This is a genomic window from Mycobacterium fragae, assembly GCF_002102185.1.
GTDB lineage: Bacteria > Actinomycetota > Actinomycetes > Mycobacteriales > Mycobacteriaceae > Mycobacterium > Mycobacterium fragae.
Window position 1 is genome coordinate 213,020 of sequence record NZ_LQOW01000025.1, and the last position, 22,529, is coordinate 235,548.

Annotated in this window: 28 protein-coding genes; 12 read left to right on the forward strand and 16 right to left on the reverse strand. The window is 66.1% G+C overall.

The window, feature by feature from the left end; genetic code table 11:
- Positions 1-32 precede the first annotated feature (32 nt).
- Positions 33-692, reverse strand: coding sequence for a TetR/AcrR family transcriptional regulator (locus tag AWC06_RS14210; RefSeq protein ID WP_085198587.1), 660 nt, complete (start codon positions 690-692; stop codon positions 33-35).
- Positions 693-840: 148 nt separating this feature from the next.
- Between AWC06_RS14210 and AWC06_RS14215 the strand changes: the two genes are divergently transcribed.
- Positions 841-1,518 carry a phosphodiesterase gene (locus tag AWC06_RS14215; RefSeq protein ID WP_211281966.1) on the forward strand — a complete coding sequence of 226 codons (678 nt, stop codon included), beginning with the start codon at positions 841-843 and terminating at the stop codon, positions 1,516-1,518.
- A 9-nt stretch (positions 1,519-1,527) separates the two neighbouring features.
- Here the strand turns inward: AWC06_RS14215 and amaB are convergent, their stop codons facing one another.
- Entirely contained in the window at positions 1,528-3,048 is a 1,521-nt protein-coding gene (amaB, locus tag AWC06_RS14220; RefSeq protein ID WP_085198589.1) for an L-piperidine-6-carboxylate dehydrogenase, read from the reverse strand.
- Entirely contained in the window at positions 3,045-4,286 is a 1,242-nt protein-coding gene (gene hglS / locus AWC06_RS14225) for a 2-oxoadipate dioxygenase/decarboxylase (protein ID WP_085198591.1), read from the reverse strand. The genes amaB and hglS overlap by 4 nt, the downstream gene beginning before the upstream one ends.
- A 30-nt stretch (positions 4,287-4,316) precedes the next feature.
- Between hglS and AWC06_RS14230 the strand changes: the two genes are divergently transcribed.
- From AWC06_RS14230 to AWC06_RS14240, 3 genes are all read left to right on the forward strand, one after another.
- Entirely contained in the window at positions 4,317-4,769 is a 453-nt protein-coding gene (locus tag AWC06_RS14230) for an Lrp/AsnC family transcriptional regulator (RefSeq protein WP_085198593.1), read from the forward strand.
- Positions 4,770-4,820: 51 nt separating this feature from the next.
- A complete protein-coding gene (lat, locus tag AWC06_RS14235) occupies positions 4,821-6,161 on the forward strand; it encodes an L-lysine 6-transaminase (protein ID WP_085198595.1) in 1,341 nt (446 codons plus the stop codon).
- A 78-nt stretch (positions 6,162-6,239) separates the two neighbouring features.
- Entirely contained in the window at positions 6,240-6,626 is a 387-nt protein-coding gene (locus tag AWC06_RS14240; RefSeq protein ID WP_085198597.1) for a hypothetical protein, read from the forward strand.
- A gap of 19 nt (positions 6,627-6,645) precedes the next feature.
- Here AWC06_RS14240 and usfY read toward each other — a convergent pair whose 3' ends face one another.
- The 3 genes from usfY to AWC06_RS14255 form a co-directional block, all read right to left on the reverse strand.
- Positions 6,646-6,957, reverse strand: a complete 312-nt coding sequence (gene usfY, locus AWC06_RS14245) for a protein UsfY (RefSeq protein ID WP_211281967.1) — start codon at positions 6,955-6,957, stop codon at positions 6,646-6,648.
- Positions 6,958-7,022: 65 nt separating this feature from the next.
- Complete coding sequence (locus tag AWC06_RS14250; protein ID WP_085198599.1) at positions 7,023-7,412, reverse strand: phage holin family protein; 390 nt, start codon at positions 7,410-7,412, stop codon at positions 7,023-7,025.
- A 9-nt stretch (positions 7,413-7,421) separates the two neighbouring features.
- Positions 7,422-7,619 (reverse strand): hypothetical protein, encoded by a 198-nt coding sequence (locus tag AWC06_RS14255; RefSeq protein WP_085198673.1) that lies wholly within the window; start codon positions 7,617-7,619, stop codon positions 7,422-7,424.
- 336 nt (positions 7,620-7,955) lie between these two features.
- Here AWC06_RS14255 and AWC06_RS14260 point away from each other — a divergent pair, with 336 nt between their 5' ends.
- Positions 7,956-8,396: an anti-sigma factor gene (locus tag AWC06_RS14260; protein ID WP_085198601.1), complete on the forward strand. Its 441-nt coding sequence runs from the start codon at positions 7,956-7,958 to the stop codon at positions 8,394-8,396.
- Positions 8,393-9,181 (forward strand): RNA polymerase sigma factor SigF, encoded by a 789-nt coding sequence (locus AWC06_RS14265; RefSeq protein ID WP_085198603.1) that lies wholly within the window; start codon positions 8,393-8,395, stop codon positions 9,179-9,181. Before AWC06_RS14260 ends, AWC06_RS14265 begins: the two co-directional genes overlap by 4 nt.
- Here the strand turns inward: AWC06_RS14265 and AWC06_RS14270 are convergent.
- The 5 genes from AWC06_RS14270 to AWC06_RS14295 form a co-directional block, all read right to left on the reverse strand.
- Positions 9,152-9,607, reverse strand: coding sequence for an STAS domain-containing protein (locus AWC06_RS14270; protein ID WP_085198606.1), 456 nt, complete (start codon positions 9,605-9,607; stop codon positions 9,152-9,154). The genes AWC06_RS14265 and AWC06_RS14270 overlap by 30 nt on opposite strands.
- A gap of 381 nt (positions 9,608-9,988) precedes the next feature.
- Positions 9,989-11,779, reverse strand: coding sequence for an acetyl/propionyl/methylcrotonyl-CoA carboxylase subunit alpha (locus AWC06_RS14280; protein WP_085198610.1), 1,791 nt, complete (start codon positions 11,777-11,779; stop codon positions 9,989-9,991).
- An 85-nt stretch (positions 11,780-11,864) separates the two neighbouring features.
- A complete protein-coding gene (locus tag AWC06_RS14285; protein WP_085198612.1) occupies positions 11,865-12,320 on the reverse strand; it encodes a SufE family protein in 456 nt (151 codons plus the stop codon).
- The gene (locus AWC06_RS14290; RefSeq protein ID WP_085198614.1) at positions 12,320-13,210 is read right to left on the reverse strand and encodes a sulfurtransferase; all 891 of its coding nucleotides are present in this window, start codon (positions 13,208-13,210) and stop codon (positions 12,320-12,322) included. Before AWC06_RS14290 ends, AWC06_RS14285 begins: the two co-directional genes overlap by 1 nt.
- Before the next feature lie 20 nt (positions 13,211-13,230).
- The gene (locus AWC06_RS14295; RefSeq protein ID WP_227370978.1) at positions 13,231-13,458 is read right to left on the reverse strand and encodes a hypothetical protein; all 228 of its coding nucleotides are present in this window, start codon (positions 13,456-13,458) and stop codon (positions 13,231-13,233) included.
- 178 nt (positions 13,459-13,636) lie between these two features.
- On the opposite strand from AWC06_RS14295, the gene AWC06_RS14300 reads away from it, so the two are divergent.
- Complete coding sequence (locus AWC06_RS14300) at positions 13,637-14,485, forward strand: hypothetical protein (RefSeq protein WP_085198616.1); 849 nt, start codon at positions 13,637-13,639, stop codon at positions 14,483-14,485.
- A 32-nt stretch (positions 14,486-14,517) separates the two neighbouring features.
- On the opposite strand, the gene AWC06_RS14305 is transcribed toward AWC06_RS14300, so the two are convergent.
- From AWC06_RS14305 to AWC06_RS14315, 3 genes are read right to left on the reverse strand one after another with little or no spacing between them, the layout of a single operon-like run.
- Positions 14,518-15,144 (reverse strand): Maf family protein, encoded by a 627-nt coding sequence (locus AWC06_RS14305; protein WP_085198618.1) that lies wholly within the window; start codon positions 15,142-15,144, stop codon positions 14,518-14,520.
- A complete protein-coding gene (locus AWC06_RS14310; RefSeq protein WP_085198620.1) occupies positions 15,141-15,371 on the reverse strand; it encodes an acyl-CoA carboxylase subunit epsilon in 231 nt (76 codons plus the stop codon). Before AWC06_RS14310 ends, AWC06_RS14305 begins: the two co-directional genes overlap by 4 nt.
- Entirely contained in the window at positions 15,368-17,008 is a 1,641-nt protein-coding gene (locus AWC06_RS14315) for an acyl-CoA carboxylase subunit beta (protein WP_085198622.1), read from the reverse strand. Before AWC06_RS14315 ends, AWC06_RS14310 begins: the two co-directional genes overlap by 4 nt.
- Before the next feature lie 60 nt (positions 17,009-17,068).
- On the opposite strand from AWC06_RS14315, the gene AWC06_RS14320 reads away from it, so the two are divergent.
- Both AWC06_RS14320 and AWC06_RS14325 read left to right on the forward strand, forming a co-directional pair.
- Positions 17,069-17,884, forward strand: a complete 816-nt coding sequence (locus AWC06_RS14320) for a biotin--[acetyl-CoA-carboxylase] ligase (protein WP_085198624.1) — start codon at positions 17,069-17,071, stop codon at positions 17,882-17,884.
- 9 nt (positions 17,885-17,893) lie between these two features.
- Positions 17,894-18,412 (forward strand): PH domain-containing protein, encoded by a 519-nt coding sequence (locus AWC06_RS14325; protein ID WP_085198626.1) that lies wholly within the window; start codon positions 17,894-17,896, stop codon positions 18,410-18,412.
- Here AWC06_RS14325 and AWC06_RS14330 read toward each other — a convergent pair.
- Positions 18,367-19,038 carry a GtrA family protein gene (locus AWC06_RS14330; RefSeq protein ID WP_085198628.1) on the reverse strand — a complete coding sequence of 224 codons (672 nt, stop codon included), beginning with the start codon at positions 19,036-19,038 and terminating at the stop codon, positions 18,367-18,369. The genes AWC06_RS14325 and AWC06_RS14330 overlap by 46 nt on opposite strands.
- 52 nt (positions 19,039-19,090) lie before the next feature.
- Between AWC06_RS14330 and AWC06_RS14335 the strand changes: the two genes are divergently transcribed.
- Genes AWC06_RS14335 through AWC06_RS14345 form a run of 3 tightly spaced genes read left to right on the forward strand, consistent with a single transcriptional unit; the run spans position 19,091 to position 22,006 of the window.
- The gene (locus AWC06_RS14335) at positions 19,091-20,314 is read left to right on the forward strand and encodes a 5-(carboxyamino)imidazole ribonucleotide synthase (protein ID WP_085198630.1); all 1,224 of its coding nucleotides are present in this window, start codon (positions 19,091-19,093) and stop codon (positions 20,312-20,314) included.
- The gene (purE, locus tag AWC06_RS14340; RefSeq protein ID WP_085198632.1) at positions 20,307-20,822 is read left to right on the forward strand and encodes a 5-(carboxyamino)imidazole ribonucleotide mutase; all 516 of its coding nucleotides are present in this window, start codon (positions 20,307-20,309) and stop codon (positions 20,820-20,822) included. The genes AWC06_RS14335 and purE overlap by 8 nt, the downstream gene beginning before the upstream one ends.
- Positions 20,823-20,836: 14 nt before the next feature.
- On the forward strand, positions 20,837-22,006 hold the full coding sequence (locus AWC06_RS14345; RefSeq protein WP_085198634.1) for an acyl-CoA dehydrogenase: 1,170 nt from the start codon (positions 20,837-20,839) through the stop codon (positions 22,004-22,006).
- Positions 22,007-22,028: 22 nt separating this feature from the next.
- Here AWC06_RS14345 and AWC06_RS14350 read toward each other — a convergent pair whose 3' ends face one another.
- Complete coding sequence (locus AWC06_RS14350; RefSeq protein ID WP_085198637.1) at positions 22,029-22,478, reverse strand: HNH endonuclease signature motif containing protein; 450 nt, start codon at positions 22,476-22,478, stop codon at positions 22,029-22,031.
- Positions 22,479-22,529: the final 51 nt, after the last annotated feature.

A 22,529-nucleotide genomic window follows, 5' to 3' on the forward strand; every position in this document is an offset into this window, starting at 1 on the left:
ACCCATCGTGCATGCGGACACCGACAAGCGGCTCACCGCTGCTCGGGAGCCACCGCTTTGGCCAGTCGCTCAGGAATCCCGGGAACCCGGGCGATGATGTCCAGCAGCGCGTTCGCGCAGCCATCGGCGAGCTGATTCGCGTCCATCGAGGGGTGCATGATCCGCTGCCGACATAGCTCGAAGGTCAGCGCCAGCCAGCCGTGGACCATGATCCGCAGCTCCCGTTCGACGTCGGGATCGAGATCGTGCTCGGGGCCATCGACTTCCTTGATGCGGGTCATGATGTGTTCCATCTGGCGGTCTTTGGCTTCGTCGTCGATGCCGAGAAGCACCGGGTCGGAACGACCGAGACCGACATAGGCGGCCCATGCGGCGTGCGGGTGCTGCTTGTGATACTGCATATATGCCAGCACCCCGGCCCGGACCTCCCGGAACAGCGACTCCCCTCCGGTTTCAGGCAGATTGCTGGTGGTCTCGTAGAGCTGATCGGCCTGACCCTTGACCACCGCGGCGAAGAAAGCCCGCTTGTCGGGAAAGTAGTGATACATCAGCGCGCGCGACACCCCGGCCCGCTCGGCGATCTCGTCGATACGGACCTCGTCGTAGGGTCGTTTGCCGAAGACTTCGGCGCCCAGAGCCAGTAACTCTGCGCGCCGATCGTCAGGGGACAGCCGACGCCTGGGCGTTCGCATGGACCCGATGTTACTTGCCGATGTTTGGCGCGGGTCCAATGTGCAGCAAGTACATGTAAATTTGCTATCAGCTACGCGAACGTCAATAACGTGGCCCCGTCACGACGCGGCCGTTTCCCTCCGCGCTCTGCGGGGAATACGGCGGCCCGTGAAGCTTTCGGACATTGTCGCGGTGCCAATCGGCTGGGGATCTGCATTGCGCCGCCGCCGCGTGTTCCATCCCGTCGGCGTACTTGCCGAAGGCTGGATCGAGAGGCTCGCGCCGAGGGCTCAGGGGCTACCGATCGCCTCGGGTGAGGTGGTGGGTCGAGTCTCCAAAGGCGTCGGAACCGCCGGTCGGCTGCCTGACATCATCGGGCTGGCCTGGAAGATGCCGCCCACAGCGTCCTCGGCCGACGAATGGGATCTGCTGTTGGCGTCCGCCGGCTCCGGGCTGCTGTCCCGGTTCGCCATCCGTCCGGTCACGTCCTGGTCCGGTGCCTCCTTATCGAGTCTGATGCCGTATCGGTTTGGTGAGCACCACTGGTGGATACGGGCACGGTTCGTCACGGAGATACCCGGCCCCGGTCTGTCGCTGGACAGCATCAGAAACCGCATCGACGACGGCGGAATTCAATTTGCCATCGATCAGGCTTGCGGCACAGGGCCGTTCGAACTACTCGCACAGCTGACTCTGAACCGGTCACTGCCGGGCGACGCGTCGCACGACATTGCATTCGACCCGACCATCCGCACACCGGACGACGTGCAGCTGGAGCCGGGCTGGTTGACGGATATACGTCGACGGGCGTACTACCGAAGCCGCCAAAACCGCGACGCCCGGTAGCGGGCTCGTTCACCCGAAGTGCACGCCCTGGGCCAGCGGCAACTCGCTGGAGTAGTTGATCGTGTTGGTGGCGCGTCGCATGTAGGCCTTCCAGGCGTCCGAGCCGGATTCCCGGCCGCCGCCGGTCTGTTTCTCGCCGCCGAACGCGCCGCCGATCTCAGCTCCCGAGGTGCCGATGTTGACGTTGGCGATGCCGCAATCGGAGCCGTCGATGAAGCGCTCCGCCTCCCGCATGTCGGTGGTGAAGATCGCCGACGAAAGACCCTGCGGCACAGCATTATTCAGGGCGATGGCGTCATCGAGGTCGTCGTAGGGCATCAGGTAGAGGATCGGCGCAAACGTTTCGGTGTGCACGATTGCTGTCTGCGACGGCATCCGCACCACCGCCGGCGCGACGTAGTAGGCGCTGGGGTGGCCGACGTCGTGGCGCTCACCGCCGATCACTTCGCCACCGTCGGCACGCGCCTGCTCCAATGCGCCCACCATGTCGCGGTAGGCCGTCTCGTGGATGAGGGGCCCCACCAGTGTGCCTTCGGCTGACGGATCACCGATCGGCAACTGGTTGTACGCCGCGGCGACCCGTCCCATCACGTCGTCGGCGATCGAGCGATGCACGATCAACCGGCGCAGGCTGGTGCAGCGCTGGCCCGCGGTTCCGGCGGCGGCGAACACGATCGCGCGCACCGCCAACTCCAGGTCGGCCGACGGTGTCACCACGGCGGCGTTGTTGCCGCCGAGTTCCAGCAGGGCCCGGCCGAAGCGCCGGGCCACCCGGGGGCCGACGTCGAGGCCCATGCGCACCGAGCCGGTGGCGGACAACAGTGCGATCCGCTCGTCGTCTACGAGCAGCTCGCCGACCTCGCGATCACCGATGATCAGCCCACTGACCGCGCGCGGCGCACTGACATCACAGGCGGCCCGATCGATCAGCGCCTGACAGGCCAGCGCGGTCAACGGGGTCAGCTCCGAGGGTTTCCACACGACGGTGTCCCCACAGACCAGCGCCACCGCGGCGTTCCACGCCCACACCGCGACCGGGAAGTTGAACGCGGTGATCACGCCCGCGACACCGAGTGGATGCCAGGTTTCCATCAATCGATGCCCCGGCCGCTCCGAGGCGATCGTGCGCCCGTACAGCTGGCGCGACAGGCCTACGGCGAACTGGCAGACGTCGATCATCTCCTGGACTTCGCCCAGCGCCTCGGAGGTGATTTTGCCGGCCTCGATGGTGACCAGCGTGGCCAGGTCTTGCTTGTGCTCGTCGAGCAGCTCGCCCAGCCGGTCCACCAATCCGCCGCGCACCGGGGCGGGTGTGTTCCGCCACTGCGAAAACGCTTGGGCGGCATGGGCGATGGTTCGATCGACGTCCTCGGGCATGGTCTGCTCGACGGTGAACAGCACGTCACCGGTGACCGGTGTGCTCGCCGGTAGGCCGGGCTCACCGGGCTCGCCCAACGTGACCGACGCGCCGATTGCCGCTAACGCCGTGTTCACCGTGGAGCGCAGTTCCTCGGCGGTGGGCAGTCTCATGCAATCGCCTCCTGGGCTTCGTAGAGTGCGTACGGGTCGTGGATGTGGCGCCCGATTGCCTGCGCCATCCATTCCACGCTGTAACCGGAGTCGTCGGCTTCCGCGCCGGTCTCGGCGTCGCGATCGAGGTTGGAGCGAAAGATGCCGGCCGCCGATGCCGGTAAGAAGTCCTCGTAGACAACGGGTTTGGCCGCGTCGCCGCCGCGGTAGTAGGCCAGGCCCTGCGCGGCCATCTCGTCGTCGGTCCGTGGAAAGTACCGGCCCCAGACCGTCGACGGGTCAGGGGCGGCCATCGCGGCCTCGTACCGCTCACGGCCCTTCGGCGTCAGCGCCACACCGCGGGCCTCGACTTCGCCGAAGCGTACCCGCAGCGTGCCCTCGCTGATCCTCCCGTCGTCGTCGCGGAACCGGCGCGGTTCGGCGAGTGCGCGAAACGACGTCTGCCGCAACAACACCTGGGGTCCTTCCCAGCGGGGCGGTCCCTGGATGGTGTCGATCATCGTGATGCCGCGCGCGGCCATCCGGCGATACAGCTCATCGATGTCGAGCACTCGCGGCGTCAGGTGGTTGATGTGGGTGGAGCCGACGCCGGCGATGTCGGCTGCCACCGCGGACACCTTTGAAAGCTCTTCGTACCAGGACTTCTCGATCGGTTCGCGGGACAGCGCGAACGCCGCCACGGCACGCCCGACGAAGTCGTCGGCCTCGTCGGCATCGCAGCCCTGATCGGCCGCGATCATCTGGGCGCGGGCGATCAATTCCGGATCGAACAGCTGGCGGCGCTGTAGGAACGTCTGCACCCGGGCCCGCAGATCGGTGTCGAAAAACCGCGGATCGCGAAGCGCCAGCATCGAGGTGAAAACTCGAAAGGGATTGCGCGCCAACTCTTGTGCATCGACGGGCCGGAATGCGGTCGACATCACCGGAACCGGCGAAGCCGCGTCTCGCAGGTCGTAGTAGCCAACCGGGACCATGCCGAATGCCGAGAACAGGTCGGCCACGGCGTTGAGCTCCGCCGGTGTGCCGACCCGGATCGCGCCGTGCCGTTCGGCACTCACCCGCGACAACGACCCCAACCGAGCAGTATCCCGATTGCGCGCGGCATACTCGCGATTGACCTGCGCGCTTACCTCGAGCAGCGTGCTGTAAGCCGGTACTTCGCGGGCGTACATGGCGGACAGCCCCGCGGCAAATCGCTCCCGCAGCCGCCAGGTCGGCAACTTTTTCGCGCGGCTCAACAGTGCTCACCGCTGCGATAGTCTCCGGCCATGGCTGACACTCTCGACGATATCGACCGGATCTTGTTGCGTGAGCTGGTCGCCGACGGGCGCGCGACGCTGTCGGAGTTGGCCGCGAGCGCCGGCTTGTCCGTCTCGGCGGTGCAGTCGCGGGTGCGCAGGCTGGAATCCCGCGGTGTGGTGACCGGATACTCGGCCCGGGTCAACCCCGAGGCGGTCGGACACCTGCTGTCGGCGTTCGTGGCCATCACCCCTCTCGATCTGTCTCAACCCGATGATGCGCCGGCTCGCCTGCAACACATCGAGGCAATCGAGTCGTGTCACTCCGTGGCCGGTGAGGAGAGCTACATCCTGCTGGTGCGGGTCGAGTCGCCGCGAGCTCTCGAAGAGCTGCTGCAACGGATCCGCACCGCCGCCAACGTGCGGACTCGCAGCACGATTATCTTACAGACCTTTTACGACGATAGACGGTATATACCGTAATAATTACTGATTGCATTCAAGATACCATAAAAATTATGGTACTGTTGTCCCATGACTAGCGCCCTGACAGCCGCCGATCGGCGCCTCGAACCGGACCGGGTCCACGAGGTGCTGGCCCGCAGCATGCTGATCGACGGCCTGGATCTGGTGCTCGACCTGAATCGCTCGGCCGGCTCATATCTGGTCGACGCCCGCGACGGCCGGCGCTACCTCGACATGTTCACGTTCTTCGCGTCGTCGGCGCTGGGCATGAACCACCCGGCGTTGGCCTATGACGACGCGTTCCGCGAAGAGCTCACCGACGCCGCGGTCAACAAGCCCAGCAACTCCGACGTGTACTCGGTGCCGATGGCCCGCTTCGTCGAGACGTTCGCCCGCGTCCTGGGCGATCCGGCGCTGCCCCATTTGTTCTTCGTCGACGGCGGTGCGCTGGCGGTGGAGAACGCGCTGAAGGTCGCATTCGACTGGAGGAGCCGGTACAACCAGGCGCACGGTATCGACTCGACGCTGGGCACCCGCGTGCTGCATCTGCGCGGGGCTTTTCACGGGCGCAGCGGCTACACGCTATCGCTGACCAACAGCAATCCCGTTGCCGTTGAGCGCTTCCCGAAGTTCGACTGGCCACGCATCGACGCGCCTTACCTGCGGCCCGGTGCGGACATCGACGCGCTGGAGGCCGAGTCGCTGCGCCAGGCGCGAGCAGCGTTCGAGGCCCATCCGCACGACATCGCCTGCTTCGTCGCCGAACCCATCCAGGGCGAGGGCGGCGACCGCCACTTCCGGCCCCAGTTCTTCGCCGCGATGCGAGCGCTGTGCGACGAATACGACGCGCTGATGATCTTCGACGAAGTTCAGACCGGCTGCGGGTTGACCGGAACCCCTTGGGCCTACCAGCAATTGGGGGTCGCACCCGATGTCGTGGCGTTCGGCAAGAAGACGCAAGTATGCGGGGTGATGGCCGGACGGCGGGTCGACGAGATCGCCGACAATGTGTTCACGACGGTTTCTCGGCTGAACTCCACCTGGGGCGGCAACCTCACCGATATGGTCCGCGCCCGCCGCATCCTGGAGGTCATCGAAGTCGAGGAGTTGTTCGACAACGCCGCTGTGAAGGGTCGCTATCTACGTGCGCGGCTCGACGAGCTCGCCGCCGATTTCCCCACGGTGGTGCTCGACGTGCGCGGCCGCGGCCTGATGTGCGCGTTCAGCTTGCCGACCACCGCCGAGCGTGACGAGTTGATCCGCCGGCTGTGGCAACGCGGGGTGATCGTGCTGGCCGGCGGCGACGACAGTGTGCGGTTCCGGCCGGCGCTGACCGTCACGCGCGCCGAGATCGACGAGGCGGTTGCCGCAGTTCGGGAGGTTGGTTTACCGTCGCTGACCACGGGGTAACCGGGACTCGCGCGCGTCGGCGGCGCGCGACAATGTCGAGGCTCTGCGGCTGGAGACCGCAGGATAGAGGTTTTGAGGATGCAAACATCACGTCAGCGTTCAGGCGGCGATCGCCTCGGGCAGGACGACAACGAGGTCCACGCCGCCGTCCGGTTCGCAGTTCTGGCCGCCGTCGCCGGGGTGACATTCCTGATTGTGGCCGCGTTGTGGGCCAGCACCTGCAAGGGCGCGATGGCCCTCGACACCGTGGCCTGCGGGACGCCCCAACGAACCATGCTGGCGCTGGGCGCCCCGCTGATCTTGCTGGCGGCGGGGTGTTGGGCATTCGTGCGCACCTATCGCGTCTGGCGCGACCACGGCACCTGGTGGGCATGGCAAGGCGCCGGCTGGTTTCTGTTGATGCTGATGCTGCTGACGCTCACCATGGGGGCACCGGCAATCGCCGGCCCCGCGCTGACCGGTTGAGGGCTGCCGGTCTAACCGATCAGGAAATGTCCTGGCGCTGCCGACTGTCCGGATGCGCGGCGCGCCACTGCTCGTCGATCCGGATCACCCGGCGCCGCTCCACGAACAGCCATAGCGCTCCGGCGGCCGTGCCGAGCGCCGCGACGAGCACGGTTGTGGCAAGCCACTCGTAATGCTGATAGGCGGCGGCCGCCGCGGTGCTGATCATGCCGGACGCTGCGACGGCCAGCAGGATGAACCCGGGCCAAAAGAGGTTGTCCTTCATCGTGATACCGGCGTGCGGTTGCGTCGTCCGGAAATGATCGGTCGGATCCTGATGCCTGTCGCCCACGACTTCTCCCTCCGTGTCGTGTCCGTCCGTGCCCGGGCCGAGATAACAAAATGCTACTCGGCGCGTCAGGTCGAACCGACCTCATCGTGGGCGAGTATTGCGGGCACAACCGCCCCGATCGTGGTCACCAGCCACACCACAACCGTTGCGGCGACCCAGGATGCAACGCCGTCGATGTCGAACCCGTCTGTCAAGCCCTCGGCGAGACCCAATGCGACGACGGTTAGTGCCAGGCCGGTGGCGCCGAAGACCAGCGATGCATATGCATGAGGCAGTCTCAGGATCAACAGCGACAGGATGGCTTGTGCCAGCGAGAACACCACGACTGCGACGATGAACCCGGAGAGCGACATCGAAACGCGGGGAACGACCCACGCCGCCACCAGCAGTCCGATCGCCCACGATCCCATGAGCACAACTGCTCGCAGCAGAACGTGTGTGATGGCGCTGTTCATGGCAACAAGTTACTCCCGGTACTCGTCGCGGTCGTCGTCGGCGACTTCTTGCCGCTGTTCACGCCAATCCGGCGCGTTGGCCTCCATCGGAGGCTCGACCGGCAGGTCAACCGGGTCCACCGACGGTTCTCCCGGCGTGGTTTCCTGCTCTTGCTCGACGGCGTCGGCAATGGGAATCTCATCGGAGATATTGTCGCGCTCGTGCATGATGCTCACCTGCCCCTGGATCAGGCCCCGGGTTTTACCCGCCGAGGCTAGCGGGTACTTGCTCTAGACCATGATGAGTTTCACGGCGGCCGACTATGCCGCGCTACCCGAGCATCGGGGAAAGAATCACAAAGGCAATAACATAGACGCCTACTGCGACCAAGACCAAGACGACCAGGGTGGTGACGGCGATCAGCGCGGTGCGCCGAACTCGGCGCGTGCGCTGGACATCCGTTGTTTCACTCCCACCCATGGCGGGTGGCATACCCGGTCGCCATCATGACTAACCCAGTCGAGCGCAGGGGTAGTCTCGGTCCAATATTGCTGGGAGGCCACATGACCGCTGCTGAACAGCCAGGAAAAATCCTGCAGCGCGGTGACCGCGCGGTCGAACTCAGGGTTGCCGCACGGTTGGAGAATCTGGCGATGCTGCGCACCTTGGTCGGCGCGGTCGGCACTTTCGAGGATCTTGATTTCGACGCGGTGGCTGATCTTCGCCTGGCGGTGGACGAGGTGTGTACCCGGTTGATTCGCTCCGCCGCCCCGGATGCCGCGCTCGCGATCGTCGTCGATCCGCGAGACGACGAGCTTGTTGTAGAGGCGTCAACGATGTGCGAGAACTACGACGTGGTGACGCCCGGCAGCTTCAGTTGGCACGTGCTGACTTCGCTGGCCGACGATGTACAGACGTTCCACGACGGTCGCGACCCGGGCGACGGGCTCGGCGGCCTCTTCGGCATCACCTTGACCACCCGGCGGGGGAGCTCCGCCAGGTGACAGCTCGTGCTGTCGGCGGTTCTGCGTCACGTCCCAACGAATATGCCGACGTTCCGGACATGTTTCGGGAGCTGGCGAGTCTCGACCGCGGCTCCCCGGAATTCCAGCGCCAGCGGGACAAGATAACCGAGCGCTGCCTGCCGTTGGCCGATCACATCGCCCGCCGCTTCGAGGGCCGTGGCGAGCCACGCGACGACCTGGTGCAGGTTGCCCGCGTGGGACTGGTCAATGCGGTCGCCCGCTTCGACGTCGACGCTGGCTCGGACTTCGTCTCCTTTGCGGTGCCCACCATCATGGGTGAGGTCCGTCGGCATTTCCGCGACAACAGCTGGTCAGTCAAGGTCCCGCGGCGTTTGAAAGAACTGCATCTACGGCTGGGCACCGCGACAGCCGATCTCTCGCAACGGCTTGGCCGCGCACCCACCGCGACCGAGCTGGCCGATGAACTCGATATGGACCGCGTCGAGGTGATCGAGGGTCTGGTGGCCGGCAGCTCTTACAACACGCTGTCCATCGACAGCGGCGGCGGCAGCGGTGACGACGACGCACGCGCCATCGCGGACACGCTGGGCGATGTGGACGCGAGTCTCGAGCGGATCGAGAATCGCGAGGCGTTACGACCGCTGCTCAATGCGTTGCCGGAGCGCGAAAGAACCGTGTTGGTACTCAGGTTCTTCGAATCGATGACGCAAACGCAGATCGCCGAACGGGTCGGAATTTCACAGATGCACGTGTCGCGTCTGCTCGCCAAGTCGCTAGCGCGACTGCGAGACCAGCTGGAGTAGCGGGGCCCGCTCGCGGTCCTCGCCGCGGACCGCCGCCACCGACTCAGCGATGGGCAGCGTGTTGTCCGGATCGCAGATCCGGAGCAACCGCGAAACCGCCTTGCTCGGCACCACGGACCACTGCACGCCACCGCCGGCGCACCGGACGTTGATGGTGTGCAGGGCCGAAAAGCCTGAAGTCCCAAAGAATTCCACCCCGCGCAAATCCAAGATCACCGGCCCCGAGTGAGCAGTGCAGCGCTGCACGTACTCGGCGAGCTGATTGGCGTTGGATGCGTCTATTTCGCCGTGGGCGCTAACTACGGCGGCCGACGATTCCCAGCGCGCAGTGAATCGGACAGTCGGACTCTCCCACGGCTGGGGCGGAGTTGCGGCGTCTGTTCCGAAGGCCGCGCAAGCAAACTCTGAATGTGTCTTGCCAGACATGAGCTGACTCCATCAATCAACGAGCGTTGTTGCGAAGGATCACGTCAGCGGCTAGAGCCGGGCGCCGGGAGCAACAGCCTCCGCGACGTCAGTGAGCATGATCCGGACGGCTGTGAACTCAACCTGCTGTGAACATTACTCCGACCCCGCTGGGCCGACAACTGCGGCGAAGCGCTGCACGGACGCCGCGGCGGCGCTCGCGGCACGGTCGTGACCCACGCGGACCTGCGTGGTTATGGCGCCGGTTGCCGGATCGAGGGTCACCTTCCCGACCTGCTCGCCCGTCGTTGCCTCGCAGACCGCCCAGGTGTAGGCGTGCTCGGATGACCAGTCGCGCGGGAGTAAATACCACGCACCCGCATTGATCTGTACGGGATCCAATTACTTGATCTCGGCGAGCACCGTGCCCTGCGTTATCGCCGCACCGGACTCGACCGCGAGCCCGGTGATGGTGCCGTCTTTGTGCGCGGTGACCGGGTTCTCCATCTTCATCGCCTCCAGGACCACCACCAGGTCCCCCGCGGTGACCTCTTGGCCCTCTTCGACGGCGACCTTCACGACAGTGCCCTGCATGGGCGCGGTCACCGCGTCACCCGAGGCGGCCGCGCCGGCCAGCGCGCCGCGCTTGCGTGGCTTGGGCTTTTTGCGGATGACACCGGCCGCGTCGCCGCCGCCGTTGGACAACGCGAGATCGGCCGGCAGGGACACCTCGAGCCGTCGACCACCGACTTCCACGACGACCTTCTGCCGGGGCCGGGCGTCCTCGTCGAGCGGCTCACCCCCGGTGAACGGCTCGATGGTGTTGTTCCACTCGGTCTCGATCCAGCGGGTGTGCACCGAGAAGCCCTTTTCGTCGCCGATGAACGCCGGGTCGCGCACGATGGCCCGGTGGAAGGGGATGACTGTGGCCAGGCCCTCGACCTCGAACTCTTCCAGCGCGCGACGGGCCCGCGCCAGCGCCTCCTGGCGGGTGCCGCCATACACGATCAGCTTGGCCAGCATCGAGTCGAACTGACCACCGATCACGGAGCCCGTCTCCACGCCGGCATCCAGCCGAACCCCCGGGCCCGACGGCGGGTGGAATTTGTTCACCGGGCCCGGCGCCGGCAGGAAGCCGCGTCCGGCATCCTCGCCGTTGATCCGGAATTCGATGGCATGCCCGCGCGGCGTGGGATCTTCAGTGATGTCCAGCTTCTCGCCGTTGGCGATCCTGAACTGCTGCAACACCAGGTCGACGCCCGCGGTCTCCTCGGTCACCGGGTGCTCCACCTGCAACCGGGTGTTCACCTCGAGGAACGAGATCAACCCGTCCTGGCCCACCAGGAACTCCACGGTGCCGGCGCCGTAATAGTGCGCTTCCTTGCAGATCCGCTTGGCCGACTCGTGGATCTCCTTGCGCTGCGCGTCGGTCAAGAACGGCGCCGGCGCCTCCTCGACCAGCTTCTGGTAGCGCCGCTGCAGCGAGCAGTCGCGGGTGCCGGCGACGACGACGTTGCCGTGCTGGTCGGCGATCACTTGAGCCTCGACGTGGCGGGGCTTGTCCAGGTAGCGCTCCACAAAACATTCGCCGCGGCCGAACGCCGCAGTCGCCTCGCGCACCGCCGACTCGTAGAGCTCGGGGATCTCCTCGAGGGTCCGGGCGACTTTCATGCCTTTGCCGCCGCCGCCGAACGCGGCCTTGATGGCGATCGGCACGCCGTATTCCTTGGCGAAGGCCACCACCTCGTCGGCGCCCTTGACCGGGTCGGGCGTACCGGGTACCAGCGGGGCCTGCGCGCGGGCGGCGATATGGCGGGCGGTGACCTTGTCGCCGAGGTCGCGGATCGACTGCGGACTCGGCCCGATCCAGATCAAGCCGGCGTCGATCACCGCCTGGGCGAAGTCGGCATTCTCGGACAGAAAGCCGTAGCCGGGGTGAATGGCGTTGGCGCCGGACTTCTCGGCGGCCTCCAGCAGCTTGCCGAAGTCCAGGTAGGACTCCGCAGAGGTCTGACCACCCAGCGCGAACGCCTCATCGGCCAGCCGTACGTGCGGCGCGTCGGCGTCGGGCTCCGCGTACACCGCCACGCTGGGCAGGCCGGCATCCTTGGCCGCCCGGATCACCCGGACTGCGATCTCACCGCGATTGGCGACGAGAACCTTGGAGATCCTCGAGCTGGCGTGACTAGGCACTGCGCCTCCTGTATGGCTGGACGTCCGTCGGTCTCTAAGGGCTGGACTTCCTAAGAAATCCTCTTACAAGTATGTCGGGGGAAGTTTAAGCGCCGCGGTGTGGCGCCGAACCAACCGGTGCCCCATTCGACTCGCGAAGCCGCCGCTTGATCCGGGCCAGGATCGCCGACATGCCACGCAGCCGCAAGGGGCTGATCAAGGCCGCCAGGCCCAGATCGGCGTAAAAGTCTTCCGGCACCGCCAGGATCTCGGCGGCGGGTTGCTCGTCGAGCCCGGCGGCCAGGATCGAGGCGAACCCCCGGGTGGTGGGCGATTCGGCCGGCGCGGAAAAATGCAGCCGCACTCGGTCGGGATCGCTGGCGTCGACATGCAGGAACAGCGGTGTTTGGCATTCGGACACCGGCTCCATCGCCGCCTCTTGCAGATCGGCGGGTATCGGGGGCAGCTCGTTGGCGAATTCCAACAACAGCTGTAGCTTGTCCTGGCCCTGGAGTTCGGCGAAGTCGGACACCACCTCGGCCAGCGGCGCGGGCATGCTCATCAGACCGGCACGGCCCCCGGCTCTTCACCGGCGACGATCGGGACCCGCACGGTGTTGCCCCATTCCGTCCACGAGCCGTCGTAGTTGCGCACGCCCGGAATGCCCAGCAGATGCGTGAGCACGAACCAGGTATGGCTGGAGCGCTCGCCGATGCGGCAATACACGATCGTCTTGTCGTCGGGCTCGATGAAGCCGTACAGCTGCTCGAGTTCGTCGCGGCTGCGGAACCGCCCGCTCTCGTCGGCGGCCTTGCCCCACGGGATCGACACCGCGGTGGGAATGTGACCGGCGCGCAGCGCGCCTTCCTCGGGGTAGTCGGGCATGTGTGTGCGCTTGCCGGTGTACTCGTCCGGCGATCGCACGTCGATCAAAGGCTCCGAGCCCAGGATGGACAGCACGTCGTCTTTGAATGCGCGGATCGGTGCGTCGTTGCGCTGCACGACGGGGTAGCCGCTGGACGTCTTGGTCGGAACCGCAAGGGTGGTCTCACGTCCATCGGAGAGCCACAGGTCGCGCCCGCCGTTGAGCAGCCGCACGTCCGGGTGGCCGAACAGCGTGAAGACCCACAGCGCGTAGGCGGCCCACCAGTTGCTCTTGTCGCCGTAGATCACCACAGTGTCGTCGCGGGCGATGCCCTTGCGGTCCATCAATTCGGCGAACTGCTTGCCGTTGATGTAGTCCCGCACCCTGGGGTCGTTGAGGTCGGTGTGCCAGTCGACCTTGACGGCGCCGGGAATATGGCCGACGTCGTAAAGCAAGACGTCCTCGTCGGATTCGACGATGGCAAGCCCCGGTTGACCCATGTTGCTGGCCAGCCAGTCAGCTGTGACCAGGCGCTCCGGGTGGGCGTAGGCGGCCAACGTAGGACTGGGATCTGCAGGCAACGGCACGGTATTGAGCCTACCCAGCGTCAGATGCCCAGCGCGACCTCGTAGGCGACTGCAAAGCGCTGGATACCCGGGCTTGGCCGGAACAACGAGCCGCCGTTGGGAGACCAAGCAACCACCCGTAAGAGTCGTTTGCCCGGCGACAACTGCTTCCGGACGACGTTGGCCAGGGCGGCGCGAAGCCGATCCACGTCATAGCGGTCGATGTCGCGCGGCACGCCGACATTCCACATGGTTTCTTCCACCGGCATCGCCCCAGTGTGGGGTGCGCATTGGGCGCAGCCCGACAACCCCGTCGGGCGCGCCAGGTTGCGGTTAGGTCACGATCCGCGGCCGACGCGAGATCGACGTTTTGCAGGTCTGCACTCGATCTTTGGCTGCAAAACGTCGATCTCGGCTGCTGTCGGAGGCTGATGCCACGATGCGGGCATGGGGGAGGTCGTCGTTGGCAGTCAGGCTGTGGCAGCAGGCCGGCTGACCAGACACGAATTGCAGCGCTGGTACCGCCCGATCTACCGCGGGGTGTACGTACCCAAGGGGCACGTGCCGTCGCTGCGTGATCGGACCGAGGGTGCGCTGTTGACATGCCGGCGTCAGGCGGTGGTCAGCGGGATCGCGGCGTCGGCACTGCACGGCGCCAAATGGATCGACGTCGATACGCCCGTCGAGTTGCTTGCGCCCAATGCACGCCCGCAACGCGGGCTGCTGGTGCGCAACGAGAGTCTGGCCGAGGACGAAATCACTCGGGTCGCAGGCATTCCCGTCACAACCCCGGCTCGCACGGCCTTCGATATCGGCCGGCGTCTGGAGCGCGACGACGCGGTGGCGCGCCTCGACGCCTTGATGTATGCGACACCATTCTCGGCCGAGGATGTGCTGCTACTGGCCAAGCGGTATCCGGGCGCCCGAGGGCTGCGGCGGCTGCGGGTGGCGCTGCCGCTTGTCGACGGGGGTGCCGCGTCGCCGAAGGAAACCTGGTTGCGGCTGTTACTGATCGACGCCGGATTTCCCCGGCCTGCCACGCAGATACCGGTTTTGGACGGCTGGCGACCCGTCCGCATCCTCGACATAGGTTGGGAAGACCTCAAGGTGGCTGCCGAGTACGACGGCGATCAGCATCGAACCAACCGCAGGGCATACGTGAAAGACATTCGGTGCCAGCAGAAATTGCAGCGCCTGGGCTGGATCGTTGTACGGGTCATCGCCGAAGACCGCAAGCCCGACATCATCAGCCGTGTGGAGGACGCCCTGAGCTCCCGCGGGTACCACCGAGATTGACGTTTTGCAGGGGTCTACTCACACTTTGTCTGCTAAAAGCCGATCTCGGTAAGTGAGAGGCCCAGCCGTGCAAGTAGTTGACGGGTCAACGGCAGGCTCAGCCCGACGACGTTGGACGGGTCGCCCTCGATCCCCTCGACGAACCAACCACCCAGCCCGTCGATCGTGAACCCGCCGGCCACTTGCAGCGGTTCACCGCTGGCGATGTAGGCGTCAAGATCTGCTTCCGCAGGACTAGCGAAATACACTGTGGTAGTGGCTGATTCGGCTTCGCATTCGGTGACTGTGCCGTCGTGCAGCCGCAGCACGCAGTGACCGGTGTAAAGCTGTCCGGAGCGACCTGCCATCGACACCCACTGCTGTCGCGCCTCGGGGATGGACCGCGGCTTGCCGACCAGACTGCCGTCGATGTGCAGCATCGAATCACAGCCGATCACAACGCAATCGGACGAGATGGCCGGCTCGAGGAGATTCACGACGCGGTTGGCTTTCGCGGTCGCCAACTCGGTTGTCACTTCGATGGGGCCGGCGTCGGCACCCAGCGCTGCGACCACCGCGTCCTCGTCGACGCCGGAGACCACGACCAGCGGATCAACACCGGCCTGCCGCAACACCTTGAGCCGGCCGGGGGAGGCGGACCCGAGCACCAGCCGGGTCATCGCCGCATGTGCAACCGTTCCTGCAGTGTCACCCGCTGGTGGTTGGAGATTGCAAAGCGCAGCTTGTCGACCGGAAGCCCCCACCGGCTGTGCTCGACCGGAGCCTGTGGGGCCTCACCGCCGCCGGCGCTGCCCAACACCGCGATCACCGCGGCCAGCTCCTCGTCGGTCGGGCTGCCCTTGAGCACCTCGATGTGCGGCTCGTGGATCTGTTGTTCGTCACTCACAGCGGTATGTTCCCGTGCTTCTTGGGCGGCAGCTGAGCGATCTTGCGCTCCAGCAGCCGCAACGCGGTCGCGACGTAGCCGCGGGTGTGCGACGGCGGGATGACCGCGTCGACGTAACCCCGCTCGGCGGCGATGTACGGGTTGACCAGAGTGTCCTCGTATTCCTGCTGCAGTTGTAAGCGAAGCGCATCAACATCCCGGCCGTCCTTCGCCGCTTCGGCGAGCTGCTGGCGGTAGACGAAACCGACCGCCCCCGAGGCACCCATCACCGCGATTTGCGCGGTGGGCCACGCCACGTTGACGTCGGCGCCCATTTCCTTGGAGCCCATCACGCAGTAGGCGCCGCCGTAGGCCTTGCGGGTGATGACGGTGACCTTCGGAACGGTGGCCTCCCCGTAGGCGTAGAGCAGCTTGGCGCCGCGGCGGATGATGCCGTTGTATTCCTGGTCGGTGCCGGGCAAGAAGCCCGGCACGTCAACCAGCATGACGATCGGGATGTTGAAACAGTCGCAGGTGCGCACGAAGCGGGCCGCCTTCTCGGAGGCGTTGATGTCCAGGCAGCCGGCGAAATGGGTGGGCTGGTTGGCGACGATGCCGACCGGGCGGCCCTCGATGCGGCCGAACCCGACCACGATGTTGTTGGCGTAACCGGCCTGCACCTCGAGGAACTCGTCCTCGTCGAGGATGCGGGTGATCACCTCGTGCATGTCGTAAGGCTGGTTCGGTGAATCCGGGATGAGCGTGTCCAGCTCGAGGTCCTCGTCGGTGAGGTTGTCCTCGATGGCGCCGTCGGGCACCGGCACGGGGTAGCGGGGTGGATCGGTGAAGTTGTTGGGCGGCAGATAGCTGAGCACTTCGCGGACCCAGTCGAAGGCGTCCTGCTCGCCGGAGGCAACGTAGTGCGCGGTTCCGGACTTGGCCATGTGGGTGTGGGCACCGCCCAGCTCCTCCATGGTGACGTCCTCGCCGGTGACCGTCTTGATCACGTCCGGACCGGTGATGAACATCTGGCTGGTCTGGTCGACCATCACCACGAAGTCGGTCAGCGCGGGGGAGTACACGTGCCCGCCGGCGGCCGCACCCATGATCAGCGAGATCTGCGGGATGACGCCGGAGGCCAAGATGTTGTTGTGGAAGATCTTGCTGTACAGGCCCAGCGAGACCACGCCCTCCTGGATACGGGCGCCCGCGCCGTCGTTGATGCCGATGAGCGGCCGGCCGGTCTTGATCGCCAGCTCCTGCACCTTGACGATCTTCTCGCCGTACACCTCGCCGAGGCTGCCGCCGAACACCGTGACGTCCTGGCTGAAGATGCAGACGTCGCGCCCGTCGATGGTGCCGTAGCCGGTGACGACGCCGTCGCCGAGGGGGCGCTTTTGCTCGAGCCCGAAGTTGGTGCTGCGATGCCTGGCCAGCGCGTCGAGCTCGACGAATGAGTCCTCGTCCAGCAGGGCATAGATCCGCTCGCGGGCGGTCAGCTTGCCCTTGGCGTGCACCCGCTCGACGGCCTCCTCGCCAACCGGGTGCAGGGTCTCTTCGGTTCGCTTGCGCAGTTCGGCGAGCTTGCCCGCGGTGGTGTGGATGTCGATGTGATGCTCGGCCTTGGCCTCGACATGGCCGTCGGAAACGCTCGTCATGACCCCCGAGCTTAGCGGCGCGGGTCCCGTTGCCCCAAAGCCGTCCTACGCTGAGTGGCGATGGATCGGGACCAGCTCAGACCGCCGTTGGACCCGGCGGCGTTGCGTGACGGGTTGGTGGGCTCGGGCCTGCCGTGGCGCCGGCTTGACGTGGTCGCCGAAACCGGCTCCACCAACGCCGATCTGATCGCCCAGGCGGCGGGCGGTACCGATATCGACGGGTCGGTGCTGCTCGCCGACTACCAGAACGCGGGCCGCGGGCGGCACGGCCGGCACTGGTCCGCGCCGCCGCGGGCGCAGATCGCGTTGTCGGTCGGGGTCGATGGGACGTCGGTGCCCCGCTCCGGCTGGGGCTGGTTGCCGCTGGCCACCGGCGTCGCCGTGGTCGACGCCCTGGACGCGGTCGCCGGCGTGACGGCCGGCCTCAAGTGGCCCAACGACGTGGTGGTGGACGGCGGCAAGCTCGCCGGGATCCTTGCCGAGGTCGCCGCGCCGAAGCCGGTGATCGTGCTCGGCTTGGGACTGAACGTGACGCTGACTGCCGACGAAGCGCCGGACCCCGCGGCGACGTCGCTGCTGATGCTGGAGTCATCGGCTACCGATCGAAACACGTTGGCGCGCAGAATACTTCGCGAATTGGCTACCCGCATCGACGCGTGGCGCACCGCCGGGGGCGCCGACCCGGCGCTGGTGGCCGATTACCAACGGCACAGCCTGACCCTGGGTTCTCGGGTACAGGCCACACTGCCCGGTGATCGTGACGTGATCGGGCTCGCTCAGGCCATCGACGAGACGGGCCGATTGTGCGTAGACACCGGCGGTCAAACAGTTGCGATTTCGGCCGCAGACATCACACATCTACGTCCCAGCGTCTAAAGTGCCAGCGTGCGCTACCCCGACAACGTGCTGGCCAGCGACGAACAGGTGGTCCTGCATCGACATCCCCACTGGAAGCGGCTGATCGGAGCGGTCGTCGTGCTGATCCTGGCGAGCGCGGTGGCATCGTTCGTCGCCGCGGTGGTTAACAGCACCAATTGGGATCCGAACGCCAAAAGAGTCGTCTTCATCGTCATCGGGGCCATCTGGCTGGTGGTTCTCGGCTGGCTGACCCTGTGGCCGTACCTGGGCTGGCTGACCACTCATTTCGTGATCACCGACCGGCGCGTGATGTTTCGGCACGGAGTGTTGACCCGCAGCGGTATCGACATCCCGCTGGCCCGGATCAACAGTGTGGAATTCCGGCACGGGATCATCGATCGGATGTTCCGCACCGGGACGCTGATCATCGAGTCGGCGTCACAAGATCCGTTGGAGTTCCACGACATTCCGCGCGTGGAGCAGGTCCACGCGCTGCTGTATCACGAGGTTTTCGACACCCTGGGGTCCGAGGAGTCGCCGAGCTGAGCAAGGCGGCTACGCCGCGAACGCCAAGCACGCAACAGCGTGACATTCCCGCTTCGAAAGCCGCCCTCTTCGATGTTGTCCTCGAAAACCTCGGCGATGCCGCCGGCGGTGAGAGCCGACTCCAGCGCCTTCTCCTTGCGGCCGTATTCGTCCGGGAAGACCCAGCGCCGGAACGCCCAGAAGCGGAACGCCATCTGCAGCAGGTTCCCGATGATGTACGCCGAGATGAAGTCGGCAATGTTCTCCACGGTCAACGACACCGTCGGCACCCGCAGCTGAAGGATGTAGCTGGAGATCCACAACGGTGCCATGGAGAGCAGCACGCCGACTCCGCTGAAGGCGAAGAACAGCAGGGCCTCGTGGTGACGCTCCCGGCCACCCCGGTCCCGGAAACTCCACTCCCGGTTCAAAATGTAGGACGCGATGACAGCGACGATGCCCGCGATGACCTTGGCGGTCACCGGCTTGGGCTCCAAGATCGTCAGCTTGAGGGTGTAGAAGATCGCCGAGTCGATGATGAAGGTGGTGGCCCCGACGATGACGAATTTGATCAGTTCGTGGTGGCGTTCGGCGTAAGGGCGGATGGTCCCCGGTAACCGCGCAATCGTGGCGTCGGTGAATGACACAGCTCGCCAGTGTACGTATTGGCGGTTCGTCGTGCCATGACACCATGATTGCGTGACGAGTACGCCCACCGCTGGGCCGCAGGTCGCGATGGTCGGCGGCGGCCAACTTGCCCGGATGACGCACCAGGCCGCGATCGCTTTGGGGCAGACTCTGCGGGTGTTGGCGGCCGACGCCGACGACCCCGCGGCCCAGGTGAGCCCGGACGTGGTGATCGGATCGCACACCAGCCTCGACGATCTGCGCCGCGTCGCCACCGGCGCCGACGCACTGACCTTCGACCACGAGCACGTCCCGACCGAGCTGCTGGAGAAGCTGGTCGCCGAGGGCGTCAACGTGGCGCCGCCGCCGGAAGCTCTGGTGCACGCGCAGGACAAACTCGTCATGCGGCGACGGCTGGAGGCGCTCGGCGCACCGGTGCCGCGCTACGCCGCCGTCGAGAGCCCCGACGCCATCGACGCCGTCGACGCCTTCGCCCGGCGCGTTGACGGCCCGCTCGTGGTCAAGGCAGTGCGCGGCGGTTACGACGGCCGCGGGGTGCGGATGGCGGACGATTTGGCGCAGGCCCGCGAGATCGCCGGCCAGTTTTTGGATTCCGGCGTTCCGGTTTTGGTCGAGGAGCGGGTGTCGATGCGCCGCGAGCTCTCCGCGCTGGTCGCGCGATCGCCGTTCGGCCAAGGGGCGGCGTGGCCGGTGGTACAGACAGTGCAACGCGACGGCATCTGTGTGCTGGTGATCGCGCCGGCGCCGGCGCTGCCCGCCGACCTCGGCGCCGGGGCCCAACAGTTGGCGCTGCGCTTGGCCGCCGAACTCGGCGTCGTCGGTGTGCTGGCGGTCGAGCTGTTCGAGACGACCGATGGGGCGATACTCATCAACGAACTCGCGATGCGCCCGCACAACTCCGGGCATTGGACCATGGACGGCGCGCGGACCAGCCAGTTCGAACAACATCTGCGTGCCGTACTGGACTATCCGCTCGGCGACACCGACGCCACCGTGCCGGTGACGGTGATGGCCAACGTGCTGGGTGCGGTGCAAACCCCGACGATGACCGTCGACGAGCGACTGCATCATCTGTTCGCGCGGATGCCCGAGGCCCGGGTGCACCTCTACGGCAAGGGTGAACGACCGGGCCGCAAGATCGGCCACGTCAACTTTCTCGGCCACTTCGACAGCGGCGACGTAACGCGGCTGGCGAATTTGCGTGAACGCGCCGAGCTGGCGGCACACTGGTTGTCGCATGGGCAGTGGACGGATGGATGGGATCCACATGGTTGAGCAACCCCGCGTTGGGGTGATCATGGGCAGCGACAGCGACTGGTCGGTGATGGCCGACGCCGCCGAGGCGCTGGCCGAGTTCGACGTGGGGTACGAGGTCGGTGTGGTCTCGGCGCATCGCACTCCCGGGCGCATGCTCGACTACGCGCGCGGCGCGGCCGACCGGGGCATCGAAGTGATCATCGCCGGCGCGGGCGGCGCGGCCCACCTGCCGGGCATGGTGGCCTCGGCCACGGCGCTGCCGGTGATCGGGGTTCCCGTGCCTCTGGCGCGGCTCGACGGCCTGGACTCGCTGTTGTCGATCGCACAGATGCCGGCCGGGGTGCCGGTGGCCACCGTGTCGATCGGTGGCGCGCGCAATGCCGGCCTGTTGGCGGTGCGCATTCTGGCGGTTGCGGATCCGGCGCTGCGAAGCCGGATCGTCGCATTTCAGGAGCGGCTTGCCGAGTCGGTGCTGGCCAAGGATGCCGCCCTCAAAAGCCGGCAAGGTAAGGTTACCGGCCAGTAGCAAAGGAGGCCAGGATGGCTCAGTGGGCCGGCGACCCATCGTTTGACCTGTTCAAGGTGCCCGAGGAGCACGACGAGCTGCGGGCGGCGATCCGCGCATTGGCGGAAAAAGAAATCGCACCCTACGCCGCCGAGGTCGACGAGGAGTCGCGCTTTCCAGAAGAAGCACTGGCGGCGCTGAACGCGTCCGGTTTCAACGCCGTCCACATTCCCGAGCAGTACGGCGGGCAGGGCGCGGACTCGGTAGCCACCTGCATCGTGATCGAAGAAGTGGCCCGCGTCGACGCCTCGGCTTCGTTGATCCCCGCCGTGAACAAGCTGGGCACGATGGGGCTGATCTTGCAGGGTTCGGAGGAGCTGAAGAAGCAGGTTCTGCCGTCGCTTGCCAAGGACGGGGCGATGGCGTCGTATGCGCTCTCCGAGCGGGAGGCCGGCAGCGACGCGGCGTCCATGCGGACCCGGGCCAAGGCGGACGGGGATGACTGGATCCTCAACGGGGCCAAGTGCTGGATCACCAACGGCGGCAGGTCGACCTGGTACACCGTGATGGCGGTGACCGATCCGGACAAGGGGCCCAACGGGATCTCGGCGTTCATGGTGCATAAGGACGACGAAGGCTTCTCCGTTGGGCCCAAGGAAAAGAAGATGGGCATCAAGGGCTCGCCGACCACCGAGCTGTACTTCGAGGATTGCCGTATCCCCGGCGATCGGATCATCGGTGAACCCGGCACCGGGTTCAAGACCGCGCTGCAGACCCTCGACCACACCCGTCCCACCGTCGGTGCGCAGGCCGTAGGCATTGCGCAGGGCGCGTTGGATGCCACGATCGCGTATACCAAGGACCGCAAGCAATTCGGCAAGTCGATCTCGGAGTTCCAGGGTGTGCAATTCGAGATTGCCGATATGGCAATGAAAGTCGAAGCGGCCCGGCTGATGGTCTATACCGCCGCTGCCCGCGCCGAGCGCGGCGAGCCCAACCTCGGATTCATCTCGGCCGCCGCAAAATGCTTCGCCTCTGACACCGCCATGGACGTGACCGAGTCAGCCGTGCAACTGTTCGGCGGCGCCGGCTATACCACTGACTTCCCGGTCGAGCGGTTTATGCGCGACGCCAAGATCACTCAGATTTACGAGGGCACCAACCAGATTCAGCGCGTGGTGATGTCACGCGCAGTGCTGCGCTGAGTTGTAGACCGTTGGTGGGCCGTCAGAACGGCGGTGGCTCGTCGTCGCTGTCGCCCGGTGGCGCGGGAACGAAGGAAACCACCTGGCGTTGTCGGCGCTCGGTTTGCAGGGCCACATTTTGTCGACGTTCGGCGTCGATGCGGTGGGCGCGGTCTTGGTCACGGGTTCGCTTGCGCCGGGGCATCATCGCGCCGCGATCGGCGCAGCCCGCATCGCGATGACGTGGCGGTGGCAGCGTGCTTGTGGGCACAGTCAACTGCGGTACGAGCAGCTTGCTGCCGGGCAACGTGCGGTAGGTGTGCCCGGTCGGCGAGGTCCAGATGACCGTACCGTCGGGCAGCTGTTCGTCATGCCAAGCTGTCCAAAAAGTCTTGAGCAAGTGATGTTTTCGGCACAAGCACTTCAGGTTGGAGGCATGGGTCAGGCCGCCGACGTCGTATGGGATGGTGTGGATGCTCCTATGCAGCGTCAAGAGCCTCTGGTTTTCGGTTTAGGTCGGCTTGGAGTGCCCGATACAGTTCGG